Here is a 21,498-nt window from a genome sequence, read left to right as displayed (position 1 = left end):
TGGGTTTTTTATGTAAAGCACTTTGTGTGAGAAAAGTTATTTATTAAAATGTGCTTATTTCATGCAATGAAGTTAATACACAAGATATGCCAAGTAAATGTTCTTAAGTGATTATCATATAAATTAAACAGTGATAAATTTTAATTTTAAGGAGGGATTATATGACGAAAAATCATCCAATTGTGCGAGAAATGATTAGATACATTTTCCTCTTTTTAGGATCGATTTTAGCAGCAGTAGGATTAGAAATATTTCTCATACCCAACAACATTATTGATGGTGGAATCACGGGAATATCAATAATCTCAAGCTATTTGACCAAATTGCCGCTTAGCTTATTCATAATCGTTTATAATCTTCCATTTCTATTTATAGGGTACAATCAGATAGGTCGGACATTTGTCTTGTCATCTTTGTTTTCCTTATTATCTCTGTCGTTATGGGTTTCAATTTTACACCCTATACCCGGTATCACAAATGATGTTTTGCTTGCGTCGGTTTTCGGCGGAGTAATCTTGGGGATTGGCGTAGGAATGATTATTCGATACGGCGGATCCCTTGATGGGACTGAAATGGTTGCAATCATAATAAATAAGCGTACGGCATTTTCAGTGGGAGAAATGGTGATGTTTTTTAACGTATTCATTCTAAGCAGTGCAGGATTAGTTTTTGGATGGGACAGAGCAATGTATTCTCTGATCGCTTATTTTATTGCGTTTAAGGTGATAGATATAACAATAGAAGGACTGGACGAAGCTAAGGCGGTCATTATCATTTCAGAATATGGTGAGGAGATTGCAGATGCCATAACTGCACGGTTAGGCAGGGGCGTCACATTTATTGAGGGAAAAGGAGGATTTTCGAAGAACCAGAAGACTATCATTTACTCTGTCGTCACTCGTCTAGAAGTGGCGAAGCTCAAATCCATCATATATGATAAAGATGAAAATGCCTTTGTCACTATCAATGATGTTTCTGATGTGATGGGAGGCAAGCATAGGAAAAGATCAATTCATTAAAAATTATTTGTTAAATAATTAGCCCATCATTTATTTTGGGCTTTAGATACAGCCTGGATTAATGTGTAAATAGGAATTTTGTTTTTAAACTAAATAGTGCTAACATAAATTTAAGGAATTATTTATAATTAAATCTATCTATTATATAATAATTACAATACGTATATCTGAAGGAGAAATTGAAGTGAATAGAAATTTGCACTATTTAGGAATAGACGTAGGTTCCACTACGGCCAAAATAGTCATCTTAAATGAAAATGATGAGATCATCTATAGTAGATATGAGCGGCACTTATCTAACATAAAAGATACTATTGTAAACTTGATAGATGACGCGTATTCTAAATTTGGTGACCTTGTTGTATCTGCTGCTGTAACAGGTTCTGGCGGTATGGCAGTGTCTGAGTGGCTTAATATGCCGTTTGTGCAGGAAGTGATTGCAGGTACCAAGACGGTGGAAAAGTTTTTCCCGGATGTAGATGTGGTCATAGAATTAGGCGGCGAGGATGCCAAGATTACATACTTTGACGGTACTATCGAACAGCGGATGAATAGCAGTTGCGCAGGCGGCACAGGTGCATTTATAGATCAGATGGCATCACTTTTAAAGACTGATGCACAAGGTTTAAATGAGCTTTCCAAAAACCACAAAGTCATATATCCAATAGCTGCAAGGTGTGGTGTTTTTGCAAAGACGGACATTCAGCCTCTTTTAAATGAAGGAACCGCAAGGGAAGATATAGCAGCCTCCATATTTCAAGCAGTTGTAAATCAGACCATAAGCGGACTGGCTTGTGGACGGCCTATAAAAGGGAATGTGGCATTTTTAGGTGGGCCTTTATATTTTCTTCCGGAATTAAGAAAGAGATTTATAGAAACATTGAACTTGAAAGATGAAGAGGTCATCGTTCCTGAAAATTCTCAATTGGCAGTTGCCATAGGTGCGGCATTATCTGCAAAAAATGATGAGATCATTGCATTAAGAGACTTATACAATAGAGTACATACGATTCCATACAAAGTGAAAAATGATGTGGAGAGATTAAGACCGCTATTTGTAGATGAAAATGAGTACAATGAATTTAAAGATAGGCACAAAGGCATTGATATTTTGGAGAAAGACATAAAAGATGCTAAAGGTGGTCTTTTCTTAGGAATAGATGCAGGTTCTACTACAACAAAGTTAGTTGTGATAGATGAGGATGGTGCAATTGTCTATTCTTACTACGGCAGTAACGAAGGAAATCCACTAAATTCTGTCATAAAAGTGCTATTAGACATATACGAAAAGATGCCTGATAGCGCATTTATTGCTAATTCTACTGTCACAGGATACGGCGAAAACCTTATTAAAGCAGCTTTGATGGTGGATATAGGTGAGATTGAGACAATTGCACATTACAAGGCATCAGAGCATTTTTTGCCTGGTGTCGACTTCATACTTGACATAGGCGGACAGGATATGAAGTGCATAAGGATAAGAGATGGCATAATCGACAGTATAATGCTAAATGAAGCATGTTCATCGGGTTGTGGTTCGTTTTTAGAGACATTTGCGTCGTCTCTCAACATGTCAATTGATGAGTTTACTGAAGCTGCTCTAAAAGCTCAAAACCCAGTCGATTTAGGTTCTCGTTGCACTGTCTTTATGAATTCAAGGGTAAAGCAGGCACAGAAGGAAGGGGCATCGTTAGGTGATATTTCTGCAGGTCTTTCGTATTCTGTCATAAAAAATGCCTTATACAAGGTCATAAAGATAAGAGATCCGAAAGAGCTGGGAGAAAAGATAATCGTTCAAGGTGGCACATTCCTTAACGATGCCATATTGAGAAGCTTCGAGCTTATTACAGGTAGAAATGCCGTAAGGCCTCAGATAGCAGGGCTAATGGGTGCGTACGGTGCAGCACTTATCGCAAAGGAAAGGTACAGTGGCGGTATAAGTACAATATTTACGAAAGACAAGCTCGAAAGCTTTAGTGTAGAAGTGTCAAGCGGCAGGTGCAATAAATGCACAAACAGATGCCTTTTAACTATAAATAAATTCAATGACGGCAGAGTATTTGTATCTGGAAACCGCTGTGAAAGAGGAGCAGGAAAAGAGATAACTAACAATGATATACCAAATCTTTACGACTACAAGTACAAAAAAATATTTGGATACAAGCCATTAAGTGAAGACGAGGCGTATAGAGGTATCATTGGCATACCGAGAGTTTTGAACATGTACGAAAACTATCCACTGTGGTTTACATTTTTCACAAGGCTTGGATTCAGGGTTATATTGTCTGACAGGTCGTCAAAAAGGCTTTATGAATCAGGCATGGATACTATACCGTCAGATTCCGCATGCTATCCGGCGAAAATCGTCCATGGACACATAGTCAACTTAATAAATAAAGGCATAAAGACGATATTTTATCCATGCATACCTGTTGAGCAGAATGTATTTGAAGATGCAGACAATCATTACAATTGCCCAATTGTGTCGTCATACGCTGAAGTAATTAGAAATAACATGTATGTTCTTAAGGAAAAAGACATTTTATTCATGAATCCATTTTTGGCATTGGATGACAAAGAAAAACTTGCCAAAAGGCTTTATGAAGAATTGAGAGTTTTTGGCGTATCAAAAGGTGAAGTGGAAAATGCCTTAAAAGAAGCATTTGATGAAGATAAAAGGGTAAAAGAAGATATAATGAGAAAAGGCGAAGAAGTCTTAAAATATCTGCGAGATACGGGAAAAAGAGGAATAGTTCTTGCAGGCAGACCATACCATATAGATCCAGAGATAAACCATGGCATACCGGAAATAATAACATCGTTGGGTGTGGCAGTATTGACGGAGGACTCTGTAGCGCATTTAGGCAAACTTGAGAGAAAGCTTAGAGTAGTTGACCAGTGGATGTACCACACAAGGCTTTATGCGGCGGCAAGCTTTGTGGCTGACAGCGATAACTTAGAGCTTGTACAGCTTACTTCCTTTGGATGCGGCATCGATGCTGTCACATCCGATCAGGTTCAGGAGATCTTAAGCTCCCGGGAAAAAATATTTACGCTTATAAAGATAGATGAAGGTACAAATGTAGGCTCTATAAAGATACGCATAAGGTCATTGATAGCCGCTATCAATGAAAGAAAAGATGAGAAAAGAAGCAAGACTTCATATACGATGAAAAGAATACTGTTTACGGACGAAATGAGGAAGAAGCACACTATACTGGCACCGCAGATGTCGCCAATACATTTCCAATTTTTACAGGAAGCCTTCAATGTATCAGGGTACAACTTGGAGGTTCTTCCATCTATAGATAAGCCGGCTGTTGAAGAAGGGCTTAAATATGTCAATAACGATGCATGTTTTCCTTCTATAATAGTCGTAGGGCAGCTTATTGAAGCATTGAAATCTGGTAAGTATGATTTAAACAATACGTCTGTCATAATCACACAGACAGGCGGTGGTTGCAGAGCTACCAACTACATAGGTTTCTTAAGAAAGGCTTTGAAAGATGCAGGATTTGAAAATATACCCGTCATATCATTGAATTTTGTTGGCATGGAGAAGAATCCTGGATTTAAAATAACGCCAGGACTTCTGAATAAAGCATTTATAGGCCTCGTATATGGTGACCTTCTACAAAATGTGCTGCTTAGGGTGAGGCCATATGAGAAGATACCTGGTTCTGCTAATAAGCTTTATGAAAAATGGGTGGCAAAGTGCATAGAGTCCGTAAAAAGTGGAGATTTGAAATTATTTAAGAGAAATGTCCATCAGATTGTTCAGGATTTTGAAAATCTTGAGATCAATAATGTAATTAAGCCTAAAGTTGGCATTGTCGGCGAGATACTTGTGAAGTATCATCCTACTGCAAATAACAGCATCGTGGATGTGCTTGAAAAAGAAGGGGCAGAAGTGATACTGCCGAATCTGATAGACTTTTTGATGTTTATACTGGATCATGCAAATGAAAAGTATAAGTATTTGTCAGGCAGCAAGATAAGGCAGGTTTTGCAGAATATAGGCATTGCAGGACTTGAGTTCTATCGAAAAGAGATGAGAAAGGCTTTAGAGAAAAGCAAAAGATTTATCTCTCCCAAAACCCTAAATGAGCTAAAGGAGTTGGCGTCACCTATAGTATCTCTTGGTAACATAACTGGCGAAGGCTGGTATCTTACTGCAGAAATGGTGGAGTTATTAAAAGAAGGCATATCAAATATTGTTTGCATACAGCCTTTCGCATGCCTTCCAAACCACATAACGGGGAAAGGCGTCATTAAAGCATTAAGGGAGCTTTATAAAGAAGCTAACATTGTGGCGGTTGATTATGATCCCGGCGCCAGCGAAGTAAATCAGCTAAATAGAATAAAGCTTATGCTGTCTGTAGCTTTCAAGAAATTAGAAAAAAGCAATGAAACATTCGAGCAGATTGCTGCCACAGAGAAAATATAGTTTTTTAAAATGTGGGCATTATAAATAGTACGGGAGGTTTTACGGATGGATAAGATTTCTTATGCAGTGAAACTTATTAAAGATGGCTATAAACCGTACTATTTTAAGCCCAGCAAAAACATACCTGCAACATTTGATTCTAAGCTTACTCTCATATCAGAAGATGGTGATAAAAAGACAATTGTGTTTAACGGAATGGAAGTAAGTGCCGCTGATAAGGCGTATATGAACTATTTTACCAGTGAGGAATAAGAAAAATTTGCTACCATAGATTAAAACATCAATTTTAGAAATATTTAGCGAAAATAGGCGAGTATTAGTAATCAATTGAGAAACATATATATTGAGATGGAGGAATTAATTCATGGGAAAATCCAAATTCGCAAAATCAGAAAGTAAGAAAACATTAAAAAGAGAAGTGTTTGAATGGATTTTGACATTATTTATTGCATTGACTATATCAATATTACTTAAAAGTACAGCTTTTGCTATGGTTCAAGTAAAAGGAAGTTCTATGGAAAATACTTTATTTAATGGTCAGAAATTATTTGAAAATAGGCTGGTATATAATTTTGAAGAGCCGAAAAGAGGGGATATAATTATATTTAATAAAGTAGAAAAAAGCAATGGGGTTTTATCAAATGTAACTTCAGAATTAAAAGAAACATATAATAATATCATTGGATATCAAGATGATAATATTTTAATAAAACGTGTGATTGGGATACCGGGTGATAAAATTGATATAAAAAATGGATATGTATACGTAAATGGCGTTAAACAAGATGAGTACTATGCTAAAGGAAAGACTTATCCATATGTTAAAGGGAATGGCTATCCTAATGCCTTAACATTCCCGTTAGTGGTTCCAAAAGGTAAAGTCTTTGTGTTGGGCGATAATCGCGAAGTCAGTCTAGATAGCAGGATAATAGGATTTGTAGATTATAAGCAAATAGAAGGAAAAGTATTATATAGGATATGGCCATTTGATGAGATTGGTTCTATTTATAGCAATAGCCGATATTAAATTAAATAAAAGTATTGCATATTGTGATGAAACGTGGTATACTTTAATTCGTAGTTAAAAAAGAGATTTAACAACATTTCCCCTTTTTAGGATGGAATTTGGTTTGTTTAAATCTTATAAATCTTAAAAAGGAGGAAAGTGTTGTGGCTGATAAGACATTAGTATGCAAAGACTGCGGCAAGGAATTCGTCTTTACAGAAGGCGAGCAAGCTTTCTATAAAGAAAAAGGCTTTGAGAATGAGCCTCAGAGATGCCCTGAATGCAGAAAAGCAAGAAAGCAGCAGTACAATAACAACAGAGGCTATAGAAGATAACCTGAGAAAAAACCTTATAGAAAAATCTATAAGGTTTTTTTATGCTTTTATTAACCTTACACCTATTATGAGAAGCACAACACCTATTACTTTGAACCAATTGATGGGAGTTTTTTCCACACCAAATAATCCAAAATTATCGATAAGCACAGCAGCAATCATTTGAGCTGAGACTATAATAGATGCAAAAGTCGCTGCACCAAGCTTTGGAATCAGAATGATTGATCCTAAAACGATTATAGATCCTAATACGCCGCCAAATAGAAGATATGTTGGTGCTTTAAATAAACTTGCAAATTGTTTTATACTGCCGTCTGATATGCTGATGAGGACTAATATTATAAGTCCAACTAAATTATTTAAGACTGCAGAGTTTTTTGGTAAAGCTATCTTGCCAAGAGCTGAATTCATCGGCGACTGCAGTCCTAAAGCAAGTCCAACAATAATGGCGCCTATATAAAGCATTATAGAATTCATTTGATGTTCCCCTTTCAAATAGTTTACTTATTTAATATACCATATTTTTAAATTGACAAAAATTAAATTAACTTTTAAATATTTTGTTTTTAATAATAATTATTATATAATTAAAATAGAAACCGATTTAGGAGGGAGAAAAATGAGCTACATACCAAACGAAAATAGATACGAAAAAATGATATATAGAAGGTGCGGAAGAAGTGGCATAATGCTTCCTGCGATTTCACTTGGACTATGGCACAACTTTGGCGGATATGATGTATTTGAAAACATGAGAGAGATGGTCAAAAAGGCGTTTGACCTTGGCATAACCCATTTTGATTTGGCAAACAATTACGGGCCGCCTCCAGGATCTGCTGAGGAAAACTTCGGCAAGATTTTAAGGACGGACTTAAAAGGCTACAGAGATGAATTGTTGATTTCCACAAAAGCTGGTTACACAATGTGGCCTGGCCCTTATGGTGATTGGGGCTCAAGGAAATATTTGCTATCAAGTTTGGACCAAAGTTTAAAGAGGATGGGCATAGATTACGTTGATATATTTTATTCCCACAGGAGAGATCCAAATACACCTTTGGAAGAAACCATGTCAGCGCTGGCACAGGCTGTGAGGCAAGGAAAGGCTTTATACGCTGGCATTTCAAATTACAATACTGAAGATACCAAGAAAGCCGCTGAAATCCTAAGGCAGCTTGGGACGCCGCTTCTAATACACCAGCCCAGCTACTCCATGTTTAACAGATGGATAGAAGATGGGCTTACAGATGTCCTTGAGGAAGAAGGCGTCGGAAGTATAGCATTTAGTCCATTGGCACAGGGACTACTTACTGATAAATACTTAAATGGAGTTCCGGACGATTCGAGAGCTGCCAGAAAGAACACTTCACTGAGAGGTAATCTTACAGAGGAGAATATAAATAAGGTAAGAGAACTGAAAAAAATCGCAGATAGAAGAGGCCAAAGCATTGCACAGATGGCTTTGGCGTGGGACTTAAGAAAAGTCACATCTGTTATAATTGGCGCCAGCCGGGTAAGCCAGATAGAGGAGAATGTAAAGGCGCTTGACAACCTGGAATTCAGCCATGAAGAATTGAAAGAAATAGATGATATACTGTCTAAATAAAATATGAGGGGAAAAACCCTCATATTTTTGTTATTGTGATATTTATCACAGAAAAAATCGGTTGACGATTGTATAATAATAAACGTACGAAATACTGTATACAATTCGCACATTGGCGAATTGAAATAAATGAAGGAGGAAATGATATGGGAATGTTTTGTTACCAATGTCAAGAAGCTTCAAAAGGCGTTGGCTGCACATTAAGAGGTGTGTGTGGCAAAACTGACGACACAGCAAGGCTGCAAGATTTGCTAATATACACGCTAAAGGGCATCGCAATTGTTAACAAAGAAGCCAGAAAACATGGTTTAAACAGTGAAAGCACGGATTCATTCATCATCGACGGATTGTTTTCAACAATAACGAATGTCAACTTTGACAAAAATTACTTTGTTGGCAAAATTAAAGAAGGCTTAAACCTTAGAGAGTCAATAAAAAACCAATTGAAAAGTAATGGAGTTGAATTAAACAATTTGCATGATGCAGCTACATGGAGTGCAGATGAAAGTGAATTTGATGAGAAGGCTTTATCAGTAGGTGTGCTTGCTACTGTAAATGAAGATATAAGGTCTCTAAGGGAGCTTATAACTTACGGCATCAAGGGTATGGCAGCGTACGCATTCCATGCTGCAAACCTTGGCTTTAAAGATCCTAATATATCAGAGTTTATTGAAAAGGCGTTAGTTGCAACATTGGATGACAGCTTAGGTGCAAATGACTATGTATCACTTGCATTAGAGGCTGGTAAATACGGCGTCGATGTGATGGCGCTTTTGGACAAAGCAAATACGTCCACGTACGGCAATCCTGAGATCACAAAGGTAAATATCGGCGTCAGAAACAATCCTGGCATATTGATAAGCGGACACGACTTAAAAGACTTGGAAGAACTGCTGGAGCAGACAGAGGGAACAGGCGTTGATGTATATACACACGGTGAAATGCTTCCTGCCCACTACTATCCAGCATTTAAGAAGTATTCACACTTTGCAGGCAACTACGGCAATGCATGGTGGCAACAGGATAAGGAATTTGAAAGCTTTAATGGCCCTATACTAATGACAACAAACTGCTTGACGCCGCCAAAAGATTCATACAAAGATAGACTTTACACGACAGGCGTCGTTGGATTTGAAGGTGTGAAGCACATTGATGCTGGCCCAGACGGCAAGAAAGACTTTACAGAGATAATAGAGCACGCAAAGAGATGCAAACCGCCAGTTGAAATTGAGAGTGGAGAGATAGTAGGAGGATTTGCTCACAACCAAGTATTGGCTTTGGCTAATCAAGTAGTTGATGCAGTAAAGACTGGAGCTATAAAGAGGTTCTTTGTAATGGCAGGCTGCGACGGCAGGATGAAGTCAAGAGAATACTACACAGAATTTGCAAAAGAACTTCCAAAAGATACGGTCATATTGACAGCAGGATGTGCAAAGTACAGATACAATAAATTAAATCTTGGCGATATAAACGGCATACCGAGAGTGCTTGATGCAGGACAGTGCAATGACTCGTATTCATTGGCAGTGATTGCGCTTAAGCTTAAAGAAGTATTTGGACTTGAAGATATAAATGAGCTTCCAATATCATTCAACATTGCATGGTATGAGCAAAAAGCTGTAATAGTATTATTGGCACTTCTGTACCTGGGGGTAAAGAATATTCACTTAGGACCGACACTTCCAGCATTCTTGTCGCCAAACGTCGCAAAAGTTTTAGTTGAAAACTTCGGCATCGGCGGCATAACAAATGTGGAAGATGACATAAAGATGTTTATGGGGAATTAAATATAGATGCAAAAAGGCGGCTCTTAGATAGGCCGTCTTTTTTTAAAATTGATGCCTTTTATTTCTTTCGACTTGTGATATTATATAAATATACAATAATTTGTAAATAAAGGGGAGTCCTATTTATGTATTTAATCTCAAATATAATTCTAATAATAAATGTTGGCGCTTTAGCTTTTATAATATATTTGCTGTATAAGATTTTGATGTATGTGTCAAAAAAGTGATAAAAAAAGACGGCTTATAAGTTTTAATTAACTTGTAAGCCGTACTTTTTTTATTACTTATGCACCGTATGCCTTCCTGTAGATCTCTGCAATTTCTTTTGTGAGAGGCATTCTTGGATTTGTCCCTGTGCACTGATCGTTGAAGGCGATGTCTGACATTTCCTCGATTTCTTTTTCAAACTGTTCTTTGTTGATGCCGGCGTCTTTTAGGGTCAGCGGAATGTTAAGCTCTTTCATGAGATTCTTTATAGCTTCGATTAAGCTTTCTACGCCTTCTTCAACGGTTGATGCAGGCAGTCCTAAGAATTTGGCGATTTCTGCATATCTTTCTGCTGCCTTTGGATATTCGTATTGTGGGAATGCCACAAACTTTGTAGGCTTTTCTGCATTGTACCTTATTACATACGGCAGAAGTATTGCATTTGCTCTTCCGTGTGGTATGTGGAACTTTCCGCCCAGTATGTGTGCCATGCTGTGGTTTATTCCAAGGAATGCATTTGTGAATGCCATACCAGCCATGCAGGAAGCATTGTGCATCTTTTCGCGGGCTTCTTCATCGTTACCGTTTTTATAAGCTCTTGGCAGGTATTCAAATACGATCTTTATGGCCTTTTCTGCCAGCGCATCTGTGTAGTCTGATGCCATCACTGACACGTATGCTTCTATGGCGTGTGTCAACACATCCATACCTGTATCTGCTGTTACAGATGGTGGCACTGTCTTTGTAAGGTCAGGATCTATTATGGCTATATCAGGTGTAAGCTCGTAGTCTGCCAGTGGGTACTTGATATTTCTCTTTTTGTCGGTTATTACGGCAAATGCTGTAACTTCTGAGCCTGTACCGCTTGTCGTCGGTATTGCGATGAACAGCGCTTTTTTGCCAAGCTCTGGGAACTTAAATGCTCTCTTTCTTATATCAGCGAATTTAAGCCTTAATGTTTCAAACTCCGTGTCAGGATATTCGTAGAAAAGCCACATTCCCTTTGCTGCATCTATTGCAGAACCGCCGCCTACAGCGATTATTAAGTCTGGATTGTATGAATTCATTATTTTTACGCCGTTCATGACTGTGTCAACAGATGGATCTGGCTCAACTTCTGAGAATATTTCGTAGTCGATGTTTGCCTTGTCTAATTGATAAGTCACTTTGTCTACGAAGCCAAGTTTAACCATGAATGGATCTGTGACGATAAAGGCTTTTTTCCTTTTGACCTTGCACAGATACTGCAGTGACCCGCTTTCAAAGTAAATCTTTGGTGGAATCTTGAACCATTTCATTCTATCCTTCCTTATCACGACACGCTTAATATTCAAAAGATTGTTGACACTTACATTGTCTGTTGTTGAGTTTCTTCCCATAGAACCGCAGCCTAATGTAAGTGATGGCGTGTTTGTATTGTATATATCTCCTATTGCTCCCTGTGATGATGGTGAATTTACGATAAGTCTTCCTGTGCGGACTCGCCTTGCAAATTCATTTATGACGTCTTGGTTTTCAGAGTGTATTACAGCAGAGTGGCCTAAACCTCCAAATTCAGTCATTTCCTCGCACTTTTTGATTCCTTCGTTGTAATCTTTGACAGTGTAGCAAGCAAGAATTGGACTTAGTTTCTCCCTTGATAGAGGATATTTTGGACCTACTCCTTCGTATTCTGCCACTAATATCTTTGTGCCTTCAGGAACTTTGAAGCCTGCCATCTCGGCGATCTTCGTGGCTGGCTGACCTACCACTGCAGGGCTCATGGCGCAGCTTTGCTCGTCGATTGCGAATTTTTCAAGCTTCTTGATTTCATCTTTATTTAGGAAGTAGCAGCCGTACTCTTTCATAAGCTTTTTGACTTCATCTGCTATTTCCTCATCTATTATCACAGCTTGCTCTGATGCGCATATTACTCCATTGTCAAATGTCTTGCTTAAGATGAGATCTGATACAGCTCTTTTTATGTTTGCTGATTTCTCAATGTAGCATGGCACGTTGCCAGGACCTACGCCTAATGCTGGTTTTCCTGAGCTGTATGCTGCTTTTACCATTCCTGCACCGCCTGTTGCAAGGATTAGAGATACGCCTGGATGTGTCATGAGAAGCTGTGTTGCTTCTATCGATGGCGTTTCTATCCAGCCTATGCATCCTTCAGGTGCACCTGCCTTTAATGCAGCTTCGTACATGACTTTTGCTGCTGCGATGCTGCACTTTATTGCCTTTGGATGGAAGCTGAATATTATGGGGTTTCGCGTCTTTATGGATATTAAGCATTTAAACATCGTAGTAGATGTCGGGTTTGTGACAGGTGTGACACCGGCAATTACGCCTATCGGTTCTGCCACTTCCATGTAGTTTTCTTCTATGTTTTCGTTTATGATTCCTACAGTCTTTTCATTTTTTATGTCGTGGTACACGTACTCTGTGGCAAAGAGATTTTTCGTAATCTTATCTTCGTACACACCCATTTTTGTCTCTTCATATGCCATCTTTGCCAGCTCTACGTGTTTGTCTACACCTGCTAAAGCCATTGCCTTTACGATTGTGTCGATTTGTTCTTGTGTGTAAGACATGAATTTTTTTTGAGCCTCTTGTGCTCTTGATACAAGTAAATCTATCTGCTTCTGAACGTCTAATTCCGTTTTCGTCGTTGCCATGATAAACACCTCCGTGTTAATTTATTAACAATAAATCTTTATATTTGGGGTGATTGTACTTGTTATTCAAGCATTTTAATAGGAAATTTGCCTGAATGGATTGAATCTTGAACCGTATGATGTAAATAATTTTTGTTATTCATTTAACAATCACCTTACACTTATATGATATATTATCACTATTAGTTTGTCAATATAGAAAATTTTTTATAAACGATTAACTAAAAAATTTTACTCAAATTATTTCATTGCTTGTGATTTTTGGGTGTGTTATAATGGACACAAAGGTAAAAGGGGAGGGAAAAAACCTTGACAAATGAAGAGTTTATGACTTTGGTGCTTCAAAGATTTGACTCGATTGACCTAAAACTGGAAAACATGGACGGAAGACTTGTCAGCGTTGAAAAGAGATTGGACGACGTAGACAAAAGACTGGACAATATGGATAAAAGGCTTGACAATGTAGAAAAAAGACTTGACAATGTAGAAAAAAGACTTGACGGTGTTGAAAATAGACTTGATGGCATGGATAAGAGGTTTGACGGTGTTGAATATAGACTTGACGAGATTGACAAGAGGCTTGATGGTGTTGAAAATAGACTATACAACCTTGAAAGGCAGCAAAGTGATGTTGAGTACATCTTAAAGCATACATTTGAAGAAGTCACAAAGCACACAAGCCAACTTGGCAAGTTTGAATTGAATTTTAAGAGGATAGATAAGAAATTTGACGTTTTGAATGACCACATACTTGAAAGAGAAGCAGATGTGAAGCTGCTTTTAGATATACACAAGCTTAATGATGTTTAAATGGCGCTATGGGCGCTTTTTTGTTTATCTTTATACACTTTGAGAGGATGAATGGCATATGAAGTTTTCTCATGTTTACGTTGAAAAAGATGTTTTAAACCACTCTACTACAGAGAAAATATTAAATGCATTGAAAAGAAGTACTGTTATTGAAATCCAAAGGTATAGCGACTTATTTTTAAGGCAAAGGCAGAATTATGTCATGCAAAAGAAATATCCAAATATAATACTGGCAAAGAAAAGGTACGATTTTATATACAGAGGTTCTGAGATGTGCGAAAACTTTGGGATTGATGAGTTTTACCATACTTCGAATGTCTTAAACTGCATTTACTCTTGCGATTACTGTTATCTTCAAGGCATGTATCCATCGGCTAATATCGTGTTTTTTGTCAATTTAGAAGACTTTTTTGATGAGGTTGACAAACTTTCTTGTGACAAAAGGATATATTTAAGCATATCATATGAGACAGATTTATTGGCGTTTGAGCCGTTGACAAACTTTGCGTCTATGTGGATTTCATACGCAACGACTAATGAAAACTTGTTGATGGAGATAAGGACAAAATGTGCTAATGCGGCGTTTTTTGAATCTACAGCGATTCCTAATAATGTAATATTTTCGTGGTCCCTTTTACCTCAGGAAGTGATTTCGATTTATGAGACTTCTACTCCATCCCTTGACAAAAGGATAATGGCCATAAGAAAGGCTATTGAAAAAGGAGTAAAAGTGAGAATATCGTTAGAACCTATCATGTATGTTGATGGTTTTGAAAAGATATATTCGGACTTTATAGATAAATTGTACGAAGAATTGCCACTTCAAGATATATACGACTTTAATATAGGCGCATTTAGGATGGTAAAGGAGCAGGCTAAAAAAGTGGAAAAGCTTAAAGAAACATCATTTGTATTTTGCTATGATACGGAGGTAAAGGATGGAGTATTTACATATAAAAATGAAAAGTACATGAAAGAATTTGTGTACGATAGATTGGCAAAGCATGTAAGCAAGGATAAATTATTTTTAAAGTAGTGATTTATATCACAGTAATAACTGTATTTTGAGGTAAAATTAAGTTGAGACATCTGTTTTAAATAAGAAGATAGACGGCATAATAAATATGAATGCAACAATTAGATAATAATTTAAGAAAGGAGGATTTACTATGAGTGAGCTTATAAACAATAGAGAGCACAGGCAAGAGCTTTTAAAAGAAGTGATAAGAGAGCTTCACAAAGGCAAATCGGTGGATGAGGTGAAGCAAAAATTCAAAGACGTAATAGACGGCATTACGCATACAGAATTGTCTCAGATAGAACAGGAGCTTATGAACGAGGGGCTTTCTGTAAAGGAAATTCAAAGGCTTTGCGATGTTCATGCGGCTGTTTTCAGAGAGTCATTGGAGCAGCTAAAGAAACCTGAGACTATACCCGGACATCCGGTTCATACATTTAAGGAAGAAAATAGAGCAATTGAAAAACATATAAATGAAAATTTAAGGCCAACATTAGAGGATTTTAAACGCAATGGCACACAAGAGAGCATATCAAAGCTTTTGGGAAATATAAATCTTCTCATGGATATTGATAAACATTATTCAAGGAAAGAAAATCTTTTGTTTCCATATCTGGAGAAGTACGGAATAACAGGCCCTCCAAGTGTCATGTGGGGTGTGGACGATGAAATTAGAGAGCTTTTAAAATCCACCATCGGTGATTTAAAAGGATACAATGAATCTAAAAAAGGTGCAATTGAAGATAAGCTAAATAAGCTTATCAATAAGATAATAGAGATGATATTCAAAGAGGAGAACATACTTCTCCCGATGGCTTTGGATACGCTTACTGAGGATGAATGGGTAAATATCATGGATGAAAGTGACGAAATCGGATATTGCTTAATATCACCTGAGTCAAAGTGGAAACCAAAAAGGGAAAGTTTAAAGGCTAAAGAAGAAGGAAAACTTGCAAATGATGCACAGCATGGATATATTAAATTTGACACAGGTGTTTTGAAGGTGGAAGAGATAGGTGCCATATTTGATAATTTGCCTTTTGATGTGACGTTTGTTGACAAAGATGATGTGGTAAGGTATTTTTCGAATGGGAAAGACAGGATTTTTGCCAGGACGAAGGCTGTAATAGGCAGAAAGGTTCAGTATTGCCATCCGCCTGCCAGTGTACATGTAGTAGAAGAACTTTTGAGGGATTTTAAATCAGGGAAAAAGAGTCATGAAGATTTCTGGATAAAAATAGGGAACAAATACGTGTACATCAGGTATTTTGCTGTAAGAGACAAAGATGGAGAGTATTTAGGAACATTAGAAGTCACACAAGATATAGGACCTATTAAAGCCTTGGAAGGAGAAAAACGATTAATGTCATAAGATGAGGGGCAGCTATTTTCTGTAATCGAGAAAGGCTGCCCTTGTTTTTAGCTTAATTTTTTGCCTTCCACCAAAAAACCGACAGGAACATCCATGACGGCGTTGTCGTGCAAAAATTTGATATTAGCGTATTTTTTATTGGGATTTAGAGAATTTATCCATACTGCCTGACCATCATAGATAACTTCATAATTTGATGGAGAATTGTATATTTCTTCAGCTCTTTCATATTTCATAAAAACAACTCCTTTCCTTATAGATAGTATACATTAGCTTATATAAACATATACTGTTCACATAATATTTGATATGTTGACATTTTAATGCAGTGTGAATATAATATATTGTAGATTAAACCAGTTACCATTGGGGGGTATAAACCCGCGACTTATATACGATTGTAAGAGGTGTTGCGTATGTTAAGCTTTATAAAGGACAGGAGTGAATTTGAGGACATAAAAAAGTCGGCAGATTTCTTTATGCTGTTATTTTACTCTAATAAATCTCAAAAAAGTTTAGAGGCGTTAGATAATTTAAAGAAATTCAGCGATAAAAACAAGGATGTAAAAGTCTATGCAGTAAATGCGTCAGAAGTAGGATTGCATACAGAATTTGGCATTACTGCTGTACCTGCTTTAATTGCTTACGGTGACGGGAAAGTACAGCAGATAGTCTACGGCGTACAGACAGAAGATTATTACGAAAAGTTGCTTACTACATCGCCTGTAAAGTCAAGCGATGGATCAAAAAAATACCATAGGGTTATTGTCTACACATCGCCTTCGTGCCCGTGGTGCAGCGCAACAAAGTCGTACTTGAGGCAAAACAATATACCATTTAGAGAAGTAGATGTGACCAAAAATCCTGGTGCTGCTGAAGAACTTGTAAGGAGAAGCGGACAAAGAGGTGTGCCACAGACGGACATAGATGGTACAATAGTAGTGGGATTTGATAAGGCCAGATTAAACACACTATTAGGTATCCAAGGATAAAAATTATTTATAAATATAATAGAAAGGATGATGTACATGGAAAAGATACAACCAGTAAATGGGAACGCACTTATAAGGCTTGAAGAAGCTGAAGGAGATAAAAAAGTTGGCGGCATAATAATCCCAAGAAACGCACAAGAAAAGCTTCATGAAGGAATTGTGGAAGGCCTTGCAGCCGGTGCCACAGATGAGATATCAATAGGCGATAGAGTCATATACAAAGAATTTTCTGGTACTAAGATAAAGCACGGCGATACCGAGTATTTGATAATTCCTGTTGACGATATAATAGCTAAATACGTGGATGTAGATGAAATATAACCGAGAGTAAATCTCGGTTTTTTCGTGGCTTGTTATTTTATTTGTTGATTGATGTTAGCGCTTTATATGCTCTTTTAATAAGAGTTTAATATTTTCTTTATCTTCTTTTTTGACAATTAATTTGATTTTATTAGTGGCGGAATTTAAAGCTATGACTAAGAAATTGTCTGTAAAGCTGTAGTTTTGAATCTTATCCCATGTATATAAAGTGCCCCAATGAAATATGCCTTTTTCGTTTATTCCGTCTTTTAATATGGAATGAAGAAAGGGGATTAGTCCAGATACAAAGATAATTGAGATAAGCATGGTGTGCAGAGAGTCTTTAGAGTTGTTGCTTAAATTCGGTATTAAGATACAATACAAGCTGATTGTAAGCAGTAATGGATTATTGGTTGATTTTACTATCCATTTTGCTTTTCCAAAATATCTTTTATCTTTGAAAAGAAAATATGTATCGTATATTAAAGCCAGTATTGCTGTAACTAAGAGAACAGAAAAAATTTTTTCTAAGATGTTATATCTACTTAATGATCCTATAATTAATCCAAAGGCCATTATTAACACAGCAATAATTATTGTTATAATGTTCTTTCTATTCATTTACAATGATACTCCTTCAGAAAAAATTTAAAATTTTTACTTGATGAGCAAGCTAATAAGCATATATGATATGAAATAAACTAAGAACATAAAGGCGAATTGCTTTAAACTCTTCTTTTTATAGTCACTTTTTTCTCTTTTTAATAACAGAAACATTAACAGTGTAAAAATTAAACTAGAAATCAATGCCCTTATAAAAAGTTTCAGCAATTTGCTCCTCCCTCCATTTGAAAAGTTCAACTTTTTATTACAAAAGTACCAGCAATTATATCATGCAAAGCTTGCTTGTATCTCGTCCAGCCGGCCATAGCAAAACCTATGAAAATTATTAAAGTGGACAAAATTTTTGAAAAGTATCTGATTGTTGCTTTTTTGAAAGAAATTTTTTTGCCATCGTAATCTGTAACTTTAATGTTTAAAACTACTTTACCTAATGTTCCCTGAAAATTTGATGATTCCATTAACGAATAGTACAACCAATTACCAACTATGAGTACAATTAAAATAAACATTCCAATAGCCGTATCAGTCTGACTACTACTTTTATCTACATTTCCTGTCAATTGTAAAATTACTCCAAAGATTAAAAGCAAGATCATTTCAGCTATGACGATGACAATGTAATCTACTAAAAAAGCGATGAACCTTCTCCAAAAACCAGCATATTTCATGAATGCTACCCCCTTAGCGTTAATTAATTTTTTTACTACTTGAATTTGGTTTGGTGGTTAAAAGTTTTGTAAAATTCATAAGAGAATGAAATGAATATTGCAAATAAGAATATTTTGTCTATAACACCTTTAACGATAAATACCTTGATAATTCCATATGATGCAATTAACAAATATAATAGTCGATCAATTAAAATTCTAATTAATGGCTTTTTCATCATCATACCCCGTTTTTGTATAATTTTGAAAAATAAAAACTTAATTTTATTTTATCAAAGATTTTATATTGATAAAAGTAAAAGAAGTAAATTTTTTAAATCCATATTATTTTTCTTCGCTATAGATTATGTTACACAAGGGAAAAATAAACAATGATTATATTTTTCATATATTTATTGATTTTTTTTAATATTAGGGTATAATTAAAACATGGAAGTAATCCCATTAAAATAGTAGGAATTAAAAAGGGAGTGTAAATATGAAGGATAATTTGTTAGAAATAAAAAGTGTCAAAGCAGAAGTGGACGGCAAAGAGATATTAAAAGGACTTAATTTGACTATAAAAAGAGGAGAAATACACGCTATTATGGGCCCTAACGGCAGCGGAAAAAGTACCCTCTGCAATGTAATAATGGGAAATCCACATTACACAGTTACAGATGGTGAGATACTTTTTGAAGGGGAAAATATCGTAAACCTCAAAGTAAACGAAAGGGCGAAGAAAGGCATATTTTTATCGTTCCAATCTCCTGAGGAAATCCCAGGGATTACGGTAGATAATTTCATAAGGACTTCTTTAAATGCAGTTACAAATAAAAACATGCCTATGCTGCAATTTGCAAAAAGCATGAAGGAAAAGATGGATATGCTGGACATGAAGCAGGAGTACAGGACAAGGTACTTAAACGTAGGTTTTTCTGGCGGAGAAAAGAAGAAAAGTGAGATCTTGCAGATGGCTATGTTAAATCCAAAGCTTGTCATGTTGGATGAAATAGATTCAGGCCTCGACATAGACGCTTTAAGGATTGTTGCTGAGACAGTAAGGAAATTGAAGACAGAAGATATGTCAATACTAATTATAACTCATTACAATAGGATATTGGATTACTTAGAGCCAGACGTAATATCCGTACTGGCACATGGAAGAATTGTCAAAGAAGGAGACAAAAATCTGGCGAAGGAGCTGGAGAAGACAGGATACGAGTCTATACTGGACGAAGTTCTGTCATAAAGGGGTGAATCAGATGAAAAAGACCATTGTTAATGATATAGATTTTTCCAGGTACAACATAAAAAACGAAGTCAGGTATTCGTACAAGACGGAAAAGGGGCTTTCTAAAAAGATCGTTGAGGAAATATCAGAGAGAAAAAATGAGCCTAAGTGGATGAGAGACTTTCGCTTAAAATCTCTTGAAATATATGAAAGCAAGCCAATGCCTACATGGGGCGTTGATTTAAGTCAGCTTGACATAAACTCCATTGTAGCATATCTAAGCCCTGACGCTAAATTAAAAAACTCATGGGACGAAGTACCTGAAGACATACGAAATACGTTTGAGAAGTTGGGCATTCCTGAGGCAGAGAAAAAGGCTTTATCTGGCGTAGGTGCACAGTACGACTCAGAAGTTGTTTACCACAGCATAAAAGACAATCTGGCAAAACAAGGCGTAATATTTGAAGACATGGACACGGCTTTAAAAAAATACCCTGACGTTATTAAAGAGTATTTTATGACGAAGAATGTTACGCCAAATGACCACAAATTTGCGGCGCTACACGGGGCCATATGGAGCGGTGGCACATTTGTGTACGTGCCTGAAAATGTGAAAGTAGAAGTGCCGCTTCAGGCATATTTCAGGATGAATGCACCAGGAACAGGGCAGTTTGAGCACACGCTTATTATAGCCGATAGAGGCAGCGAAGTGAGATTCATAGAAGGGTGTTCAGCACCACAGTATGCAGTATCCAATTTACACGCAGGCTGTGTGGAGCTTTTTGTAAAAGAAGGAGCAAGGCTTATTTACTCTACTATCGAAAACTGGAGCAAAAATACTTACAACTTAAATACAAAGCGAGCTTTAGTCGATAAAGATGGTGTCATAGAGTGGATATCAGGCTCTTTTGGCAGCCACAAGACTATGCTTTATCCGGCGTCTGTATTAAGAGGTAAAGGTGCGAAATCTGAATACACAGGTGTGACATTTGCGGCAAAAGGACAGCATTTAGATACAGGATCTAAGATGATACACTTAGCACCGTATACATCGTCCAAAGTATTGGCAAAAAGCATATCAAAAGACGGTGGAATCACAAATTACAGAGGACTTTTAAGGATAGGGCCTAATGCAGAAGGTGCTAAGGCATCTGTACAGTGTGAAGGCCTTATGATAGATGAAATATCGAGATCAGATACGATGCCTATAATAGAAGTTTTAAACGACAATGTGGACATAGGGCATGAGGCAAAGGTAGGAAGAATCAGCGATGAGCAGATATTCTATCTTATGACAAGAGGATTAAGTGAAGATGAGGCAAGGTCCATGATCGTAAGAGGATTCGTAGAGCCTGTAGCAAAGTCGCTTCCGCTTGAGTACGCCGTTGAGCTTAATCGCCTTATAAAGCTGGAGCTTGAAGGAACTATAGGGTAAAGGAG

Annotated in this window: 19 protein-coding genes; 14 read left to right on the top strand and 5 right to left on the bottom strand. The window is 36.8% G+C overall.

The genetic code is table 11. The features are described 5' to 3' along the window. The first annotated feature begins 161 nt into the window (after nucleotides 1-161). The 5 genes from ACZ42G_RS13395 to ACZ42G_RS13375 all read left to right on the top strand — a co-directional run bounded on the left by ACZ42G_RS13395 (nucleotide 162) and on the right by ACZ42G_RS13375 (nucleotide 6,807). A complete protein-coding gene (locus ACZ42G_RS13395) occupies nucleotides 162-1,019 on the top strand; it encodes a YitT family protein (RefSeq protein ID WP_085113422.1) in 858 nt (285 codons plus the stop codon). A 184-nt stretch (nucleotides 1,020-1,203) separates the two neighbouring features. Next, nucleotides 1,204-5,466: an acyl-CoA dehydratase activase-related protein gene (locus ACZ42G_RS13390; RefSeq protein ID WP_274893632.1), complete on the top strand. Its 4,263-nt coding sequence runs from the start codon at nucleotides 1,204-1,206 to the stop codon at nucleotides 5,464-5,466. A 45-nt stretch (nucleotides 5,467-5,511) separates the two neighbouring features. Then, the gene (locus ACZ42G_RS13385; RefSeq protein WP_274893631.1) at nucleotides 5,512-5,718 is read left to right on the top strand and encodes an XkdF; all 207 of its coding nucleotides are present in this window, start codon (nucleotides 5,512-5,514) and stop codon (nucleotides 5,716-5,718) included. 112 nt (nucleotides 5,719-5,830) lie between these two features. Next, nucleotides 5,831-6,493, top strand: coding sequence for a signal peptidase I (gene lepB / locus ACZ42G_RS13380; RefSeq protein ID WP_274893630.1), 663 nt, complete (start codon nucleotides 5,831-5,833; stop codon nucleotides 6,491-6,493). 143 nt (nucleotides 6,494-6,636) lie between these two features. Continuing rightward, the gene (locus ACZ42G_RS13375; RefSeq protein ID WP_085113419.1) at nucleotides 6,637-6,807 is read left to right on the top strand and encodes a zinc-ribbon domain-containing protein; all 171 of its coding nucleotides are present in this window, start codon (nucleotides 6,637-6,639) and stop codon (nucleotides 6,805-6,807) included. Nucleotides 6,808-6,846: 39 nt separating this feature from the next. On the opposite strand, the gene ACZ42G_RS13370 is transcribed toward ACZ42G_RS13375, so the two are convergent. After that, nucleotides 6,847-7,284: a DMT family transporter gene (locus tag ACZ42G_RS13370; protein WP_085113418.1), complete on the bottom strand. Its 438-nt coding sequence runs from the start codon at nucleotides 7,282-7,284 to the stop codon at nucleotides 6,847-6,849. Between the two features lie 142 nt (nucleotides 7,285-7,426). Here ACZ42G_RS13370 and mgrA point away from each other — a divergent pair, with 142 nt between their 5' ends. Next, nucleotides 7,427-8,410 (top strand): L-glyceraldehyde 3-phosphate reductase, encoded by a 984-nt coding sequence (mgrA, locus tag ACZ42G_RS13365; protein WP_274893629.1) that lies wholly within the window; start codon nucleotides 7,427-7,429, stop codon nucleotides 8,408-8,410. 146 nt (nucleotides 8,411-8,556) lie between these two features. Beyond that, on the top strand, nucleotides 8,557-10,197 hold the full coding sequence (gene hcp, locus ACZ42G_RS13360) for a hydroxylamine reductase (protein WP_464850828.1): 1,641 nt from the start codon (nucleotides 8,557-8,559) through the stop codon (nucleotides 10,195-10,197). 284 nt (nucleotides 10,198-10,481) lie between these two features. Here the strand turns inward: hcp and adhE are convergent, their stop codons facing one another. Next, complete coding sequence (gene adhE / locus ACZ42G_RS13355; protein ID WP_085113415.1) at nucleotides 10,482-13,061, bottom strand: bifunctional acetaldehyde-CoA/alcohol dehydrogenase; 2,580 nt, start codon at nucleotides 13,059-13,061, stop codon at nucleotides 10,482-10,484. A 309-nt stretch (nucleotides 13,062-13,370) separates the two neighbouring features. Here adhE and ACZ42G_RS13350 point away from each other — a divergent pair, with 309 nt between their 5' ends. The 3 genes from ACZ42G_RS13350 to ACZ42G_RS13340 all read left to right on the top strand — a co-directional run bounded on the left by ACZ42G_RS13350 (nucleotide 13,371) and on the right by ACZ42G_RS13340 (nucleotide 16,261). Next, a complete protein-coding gene (locus tag ACZ42G_RS13350) occupies nucleotides 13,371-13,871 on the top strand; it encodes a zinc ribbon domain-containing protein (RefSeq protein ID WP_464850827.1) in 501 nt (166 codons plus the stop codon). Nucleotides 13,872-13,929: 58 nt separating this feature from the next. Next, on the top strand, nucleotides 13,930-14,907 hold the full coding sequence (locus ACZ42G_RS13345; protein ID WP_464850826.1) for an SPL family radical SAM protein: 978 nt from the start codon (nucleotides 13,930-13,932) through the stop codon (nucleotides 14,905-14,907). A 133-nt stretch (nucleotides 14,908-15,040) separates the two neighbouring features. Beyond that, nucleotides 15,041-16,261 (top strand): DUF438 domain-containing protein, encoded by a 1,221-nt coding sequence (locus ACZ42G_RS13340; protein WP_464850824.1) that lies wholly within the window; start codon nucleotides 15,041-15,043, stop codon nucleotides 16,259-16,261. Between the two features lie 47 nt (nucleotides 16,262-16,308). Here ACZ42G_RS13340 and ACZ42G_RS13335 read toward each other — a convergent pair whose 3' ends face one another. Next, a complete protein-coding gene (locus tag ACZ42G_RS13335) occupies nucleotides 16,309-16,497 on the bottom strand; it encodes an H-type small acid-soluble spore protein (protein ID WP_464850822.1) in 189 nt (62 codons plus the stop codon). A gap of 180 nt (nucleotides 16,498-16,677) precedes the next feature. On the opposite strand from ACZ42G_RS13335, the gene ACZ42G_RS13330 reads away from it, so the two are divergent. Next, a complete protein-coding gene (locus ACZ42G_RS13330; RefSeq protein WP_274893623.1) occupies nucleotides 16,678-17,253 on the top strand; it encodes a glutaredoxin domain-containing protein in 576 nt (191 codons plus the stop codon). Between the two features lie 36 nt (nucleotides 17,254-17,289). Beyond that, nucleotides 17,290-17,574, top strand: a complete 285-nt coding sequence (locus ACZ42G_RS13325; protein WP_041592273.1) for a co-chaperone GroES — start codon at nucleotides 17,290-17,292, stop codon at nucleotides 17,572-17,574. 54 nt (nucleotides 17,575-17,628) lie between these two features. On the opposite strand, the gene ACZ42G_RS13320 is transcribed toward ACZ42G_RS13325, so the two are convergent. Together ACZ42G_RS13320 and ACZ42G_RS13315 are read right to left on the bottom strand one after the other, a co-directional pair. Beyond that, the gene (locus ACZ42G_RS13320) at nucleotides 17,629-18,174 is read right to left on the bottom strand and encodes a DUF5673 domain-containing protein (RefSeq protein WP_464850820.1); all 546 of its coding nucleotides are present in this window, start codon (nucleotides 18,172-18,174) and stop codon (nucleotides 17,629-17,631) included. A 236-nt stretch (nucleotides 18,175-18,410) separates the two neighbouring features. Next, on the bottom strand, nucleotides 18,411-18,845 hold the full coding sequence (locus tag ACZ42G_RS13315; RefSeq protein WP_274893621.1) for an RDD family protein: 435 nt from the start codon (nucleotides 18,843-18,845) through the stop codon (nucleotides 18,411-18,413). Between the two features lie 478 nt (nucleotides 18,846-19,323). On the opposite strand from ACZ42G_RS13315, the gene sufC reads away from it, so the two are divergent. Both sufC and sufB read left to right on the top strand, forming a co-directional pair. Further along, complete coding sequence (sufC, locus tag ACZ42G_RS13310; RefSeq protein WP_464850818.1) at nucleotides 19,324-20,076, top strand: Fe-S cluster assembly ATPase SufC; 753 nt, start codon at nucleotides 19,324-19,326, stop codon at nucleotides 20,074-20,076. A 13-nt stretch (nucleotides 20,077-20,089) separates the two neighbouring features. Beyond that, nucleotides 20,090-21,493 (top strand): Fe-S cluster assembly protein SufB, encoded by a 1,404-nt coding sequence (gene sufB / locus ACZ42G_RS13305; RefSeq protein WP_085113405.1) that lies wholly within the window; start codon nucleotides 20,090-20,092, stop codon nucleotides 21,491-21,493. Nucleotides 21,494-21,498 lie beyond the last annotated feature (5 nt).

Source organism: Thermoanaerobacterium calidifontis (assembly GCF_055381745.1).
This window is presented reverse-complemented; position numbering and strand designations above follow the sequence as displayed.

Coding starts and splice junctions, on each gene's coding strand:
- ACZ42G_RS13330 (WP_274893623.1), top strand. CDS start 16,678: ATGTTAAGCTTTATAAAGGACAGGAGTGAATTTGAGGACATAAAAAAG.
- sufC (WP_464850818.1), top strand. CDS start 19,324: ATGAAGGATAATTTGTTAGAAATAAAAAGTGTCAAAGCAGAAGTGGAC.
- ACZ42G_RS13395 (WP_085113422.1), top strand. CDS start 162: ATGACGAAAAATCATCCAATTGTGCGAGAAATGATTAGATACATTTTC.
- sufB (WP_085113405.1), top strand. CDS start 20,090: ATGAAAAAGACCATTGTTAATGATATAGATTTTTCCAGGTACAACATA.
- ACZ42G_RS13320 (WP_464850820.1), bottom strand. CDS start 18,174: ATGAATAGAAAGAACATTATAACAATAATTATTGCTGTGTTAATAATG.
- hcp (WP_464850828.1), top strand. CDS start 8,557: ATGGGAATGTTTTGTTACCAATGTCAAGAAGCTTCAAAAGGCGTTGGC.
- ACZ42G_RS13385 (WP_274893631.1), top strand. CDS start 5,512: ATGGATAAGATTTCTTATGCAGTGAAACTTATTAAAGATGGCTATAAA.
- ACZ42G_RS13340 (WP_464850824.1), top strand. CDS start 15,041: ATGAGTGAGCTTATAAACAATAGAGAGCACAGGCAAGAGCTTTTAAAA.
- ACZ42G_RS13335 (WP_464850822.1), bottom strand. CDS start 16,497: ATGAAATATGAAAGAGCTGAAGAAATATACAATTCTCCATCAAATTAT.
- ACZ42G_RS13345 (WP_464850826.1), top strand. CDS start 13,930: ATGAAGTTTTCTCATGTTTACGTTGAAAAAGATGTTTTAAACCACTCT.
- lepB (WP_274893630.1), top strand. CDS start 5,831: ATGGGAAAATCCAAATTCGCAAAATCAGAAAGTAAGAAAACATTAAAA.
- mgrA (WP_274893629.1), top strand. CDS start 7,427: ATGAGCTACATACCAAACGAAAATAGATACGAAAAAATGATATATAGA.
- ACZ42G_RS13370 (WP_085113418.1), bottom strand. CDS start 7,284: ATGAATTCTATAATGCTTTATATAGGCGCCATTATTGTTGGACTTGCT.
- ACZ42G_RS13315 (WP_274893621.1), bottom strand. CDS start 18,845: ATGAAATATGCTGGTTTTTGGAGAAGGTTCATCGCTTTTTTAGTAGAT.
- adhE (WP_085113415.1), bottom strand. CDS start 13,061: ATGGCAACGACGAAAACGGAATTAGACGTTCAGAAGCAGATAGATTTA.
- ACZ42G_RS13325 (WP_041592273.1), top strand. CDS start 17,290: ATGGAAAAGATACAACCAGTAAATGGGAACGCACTTATAAGGCTTGAA.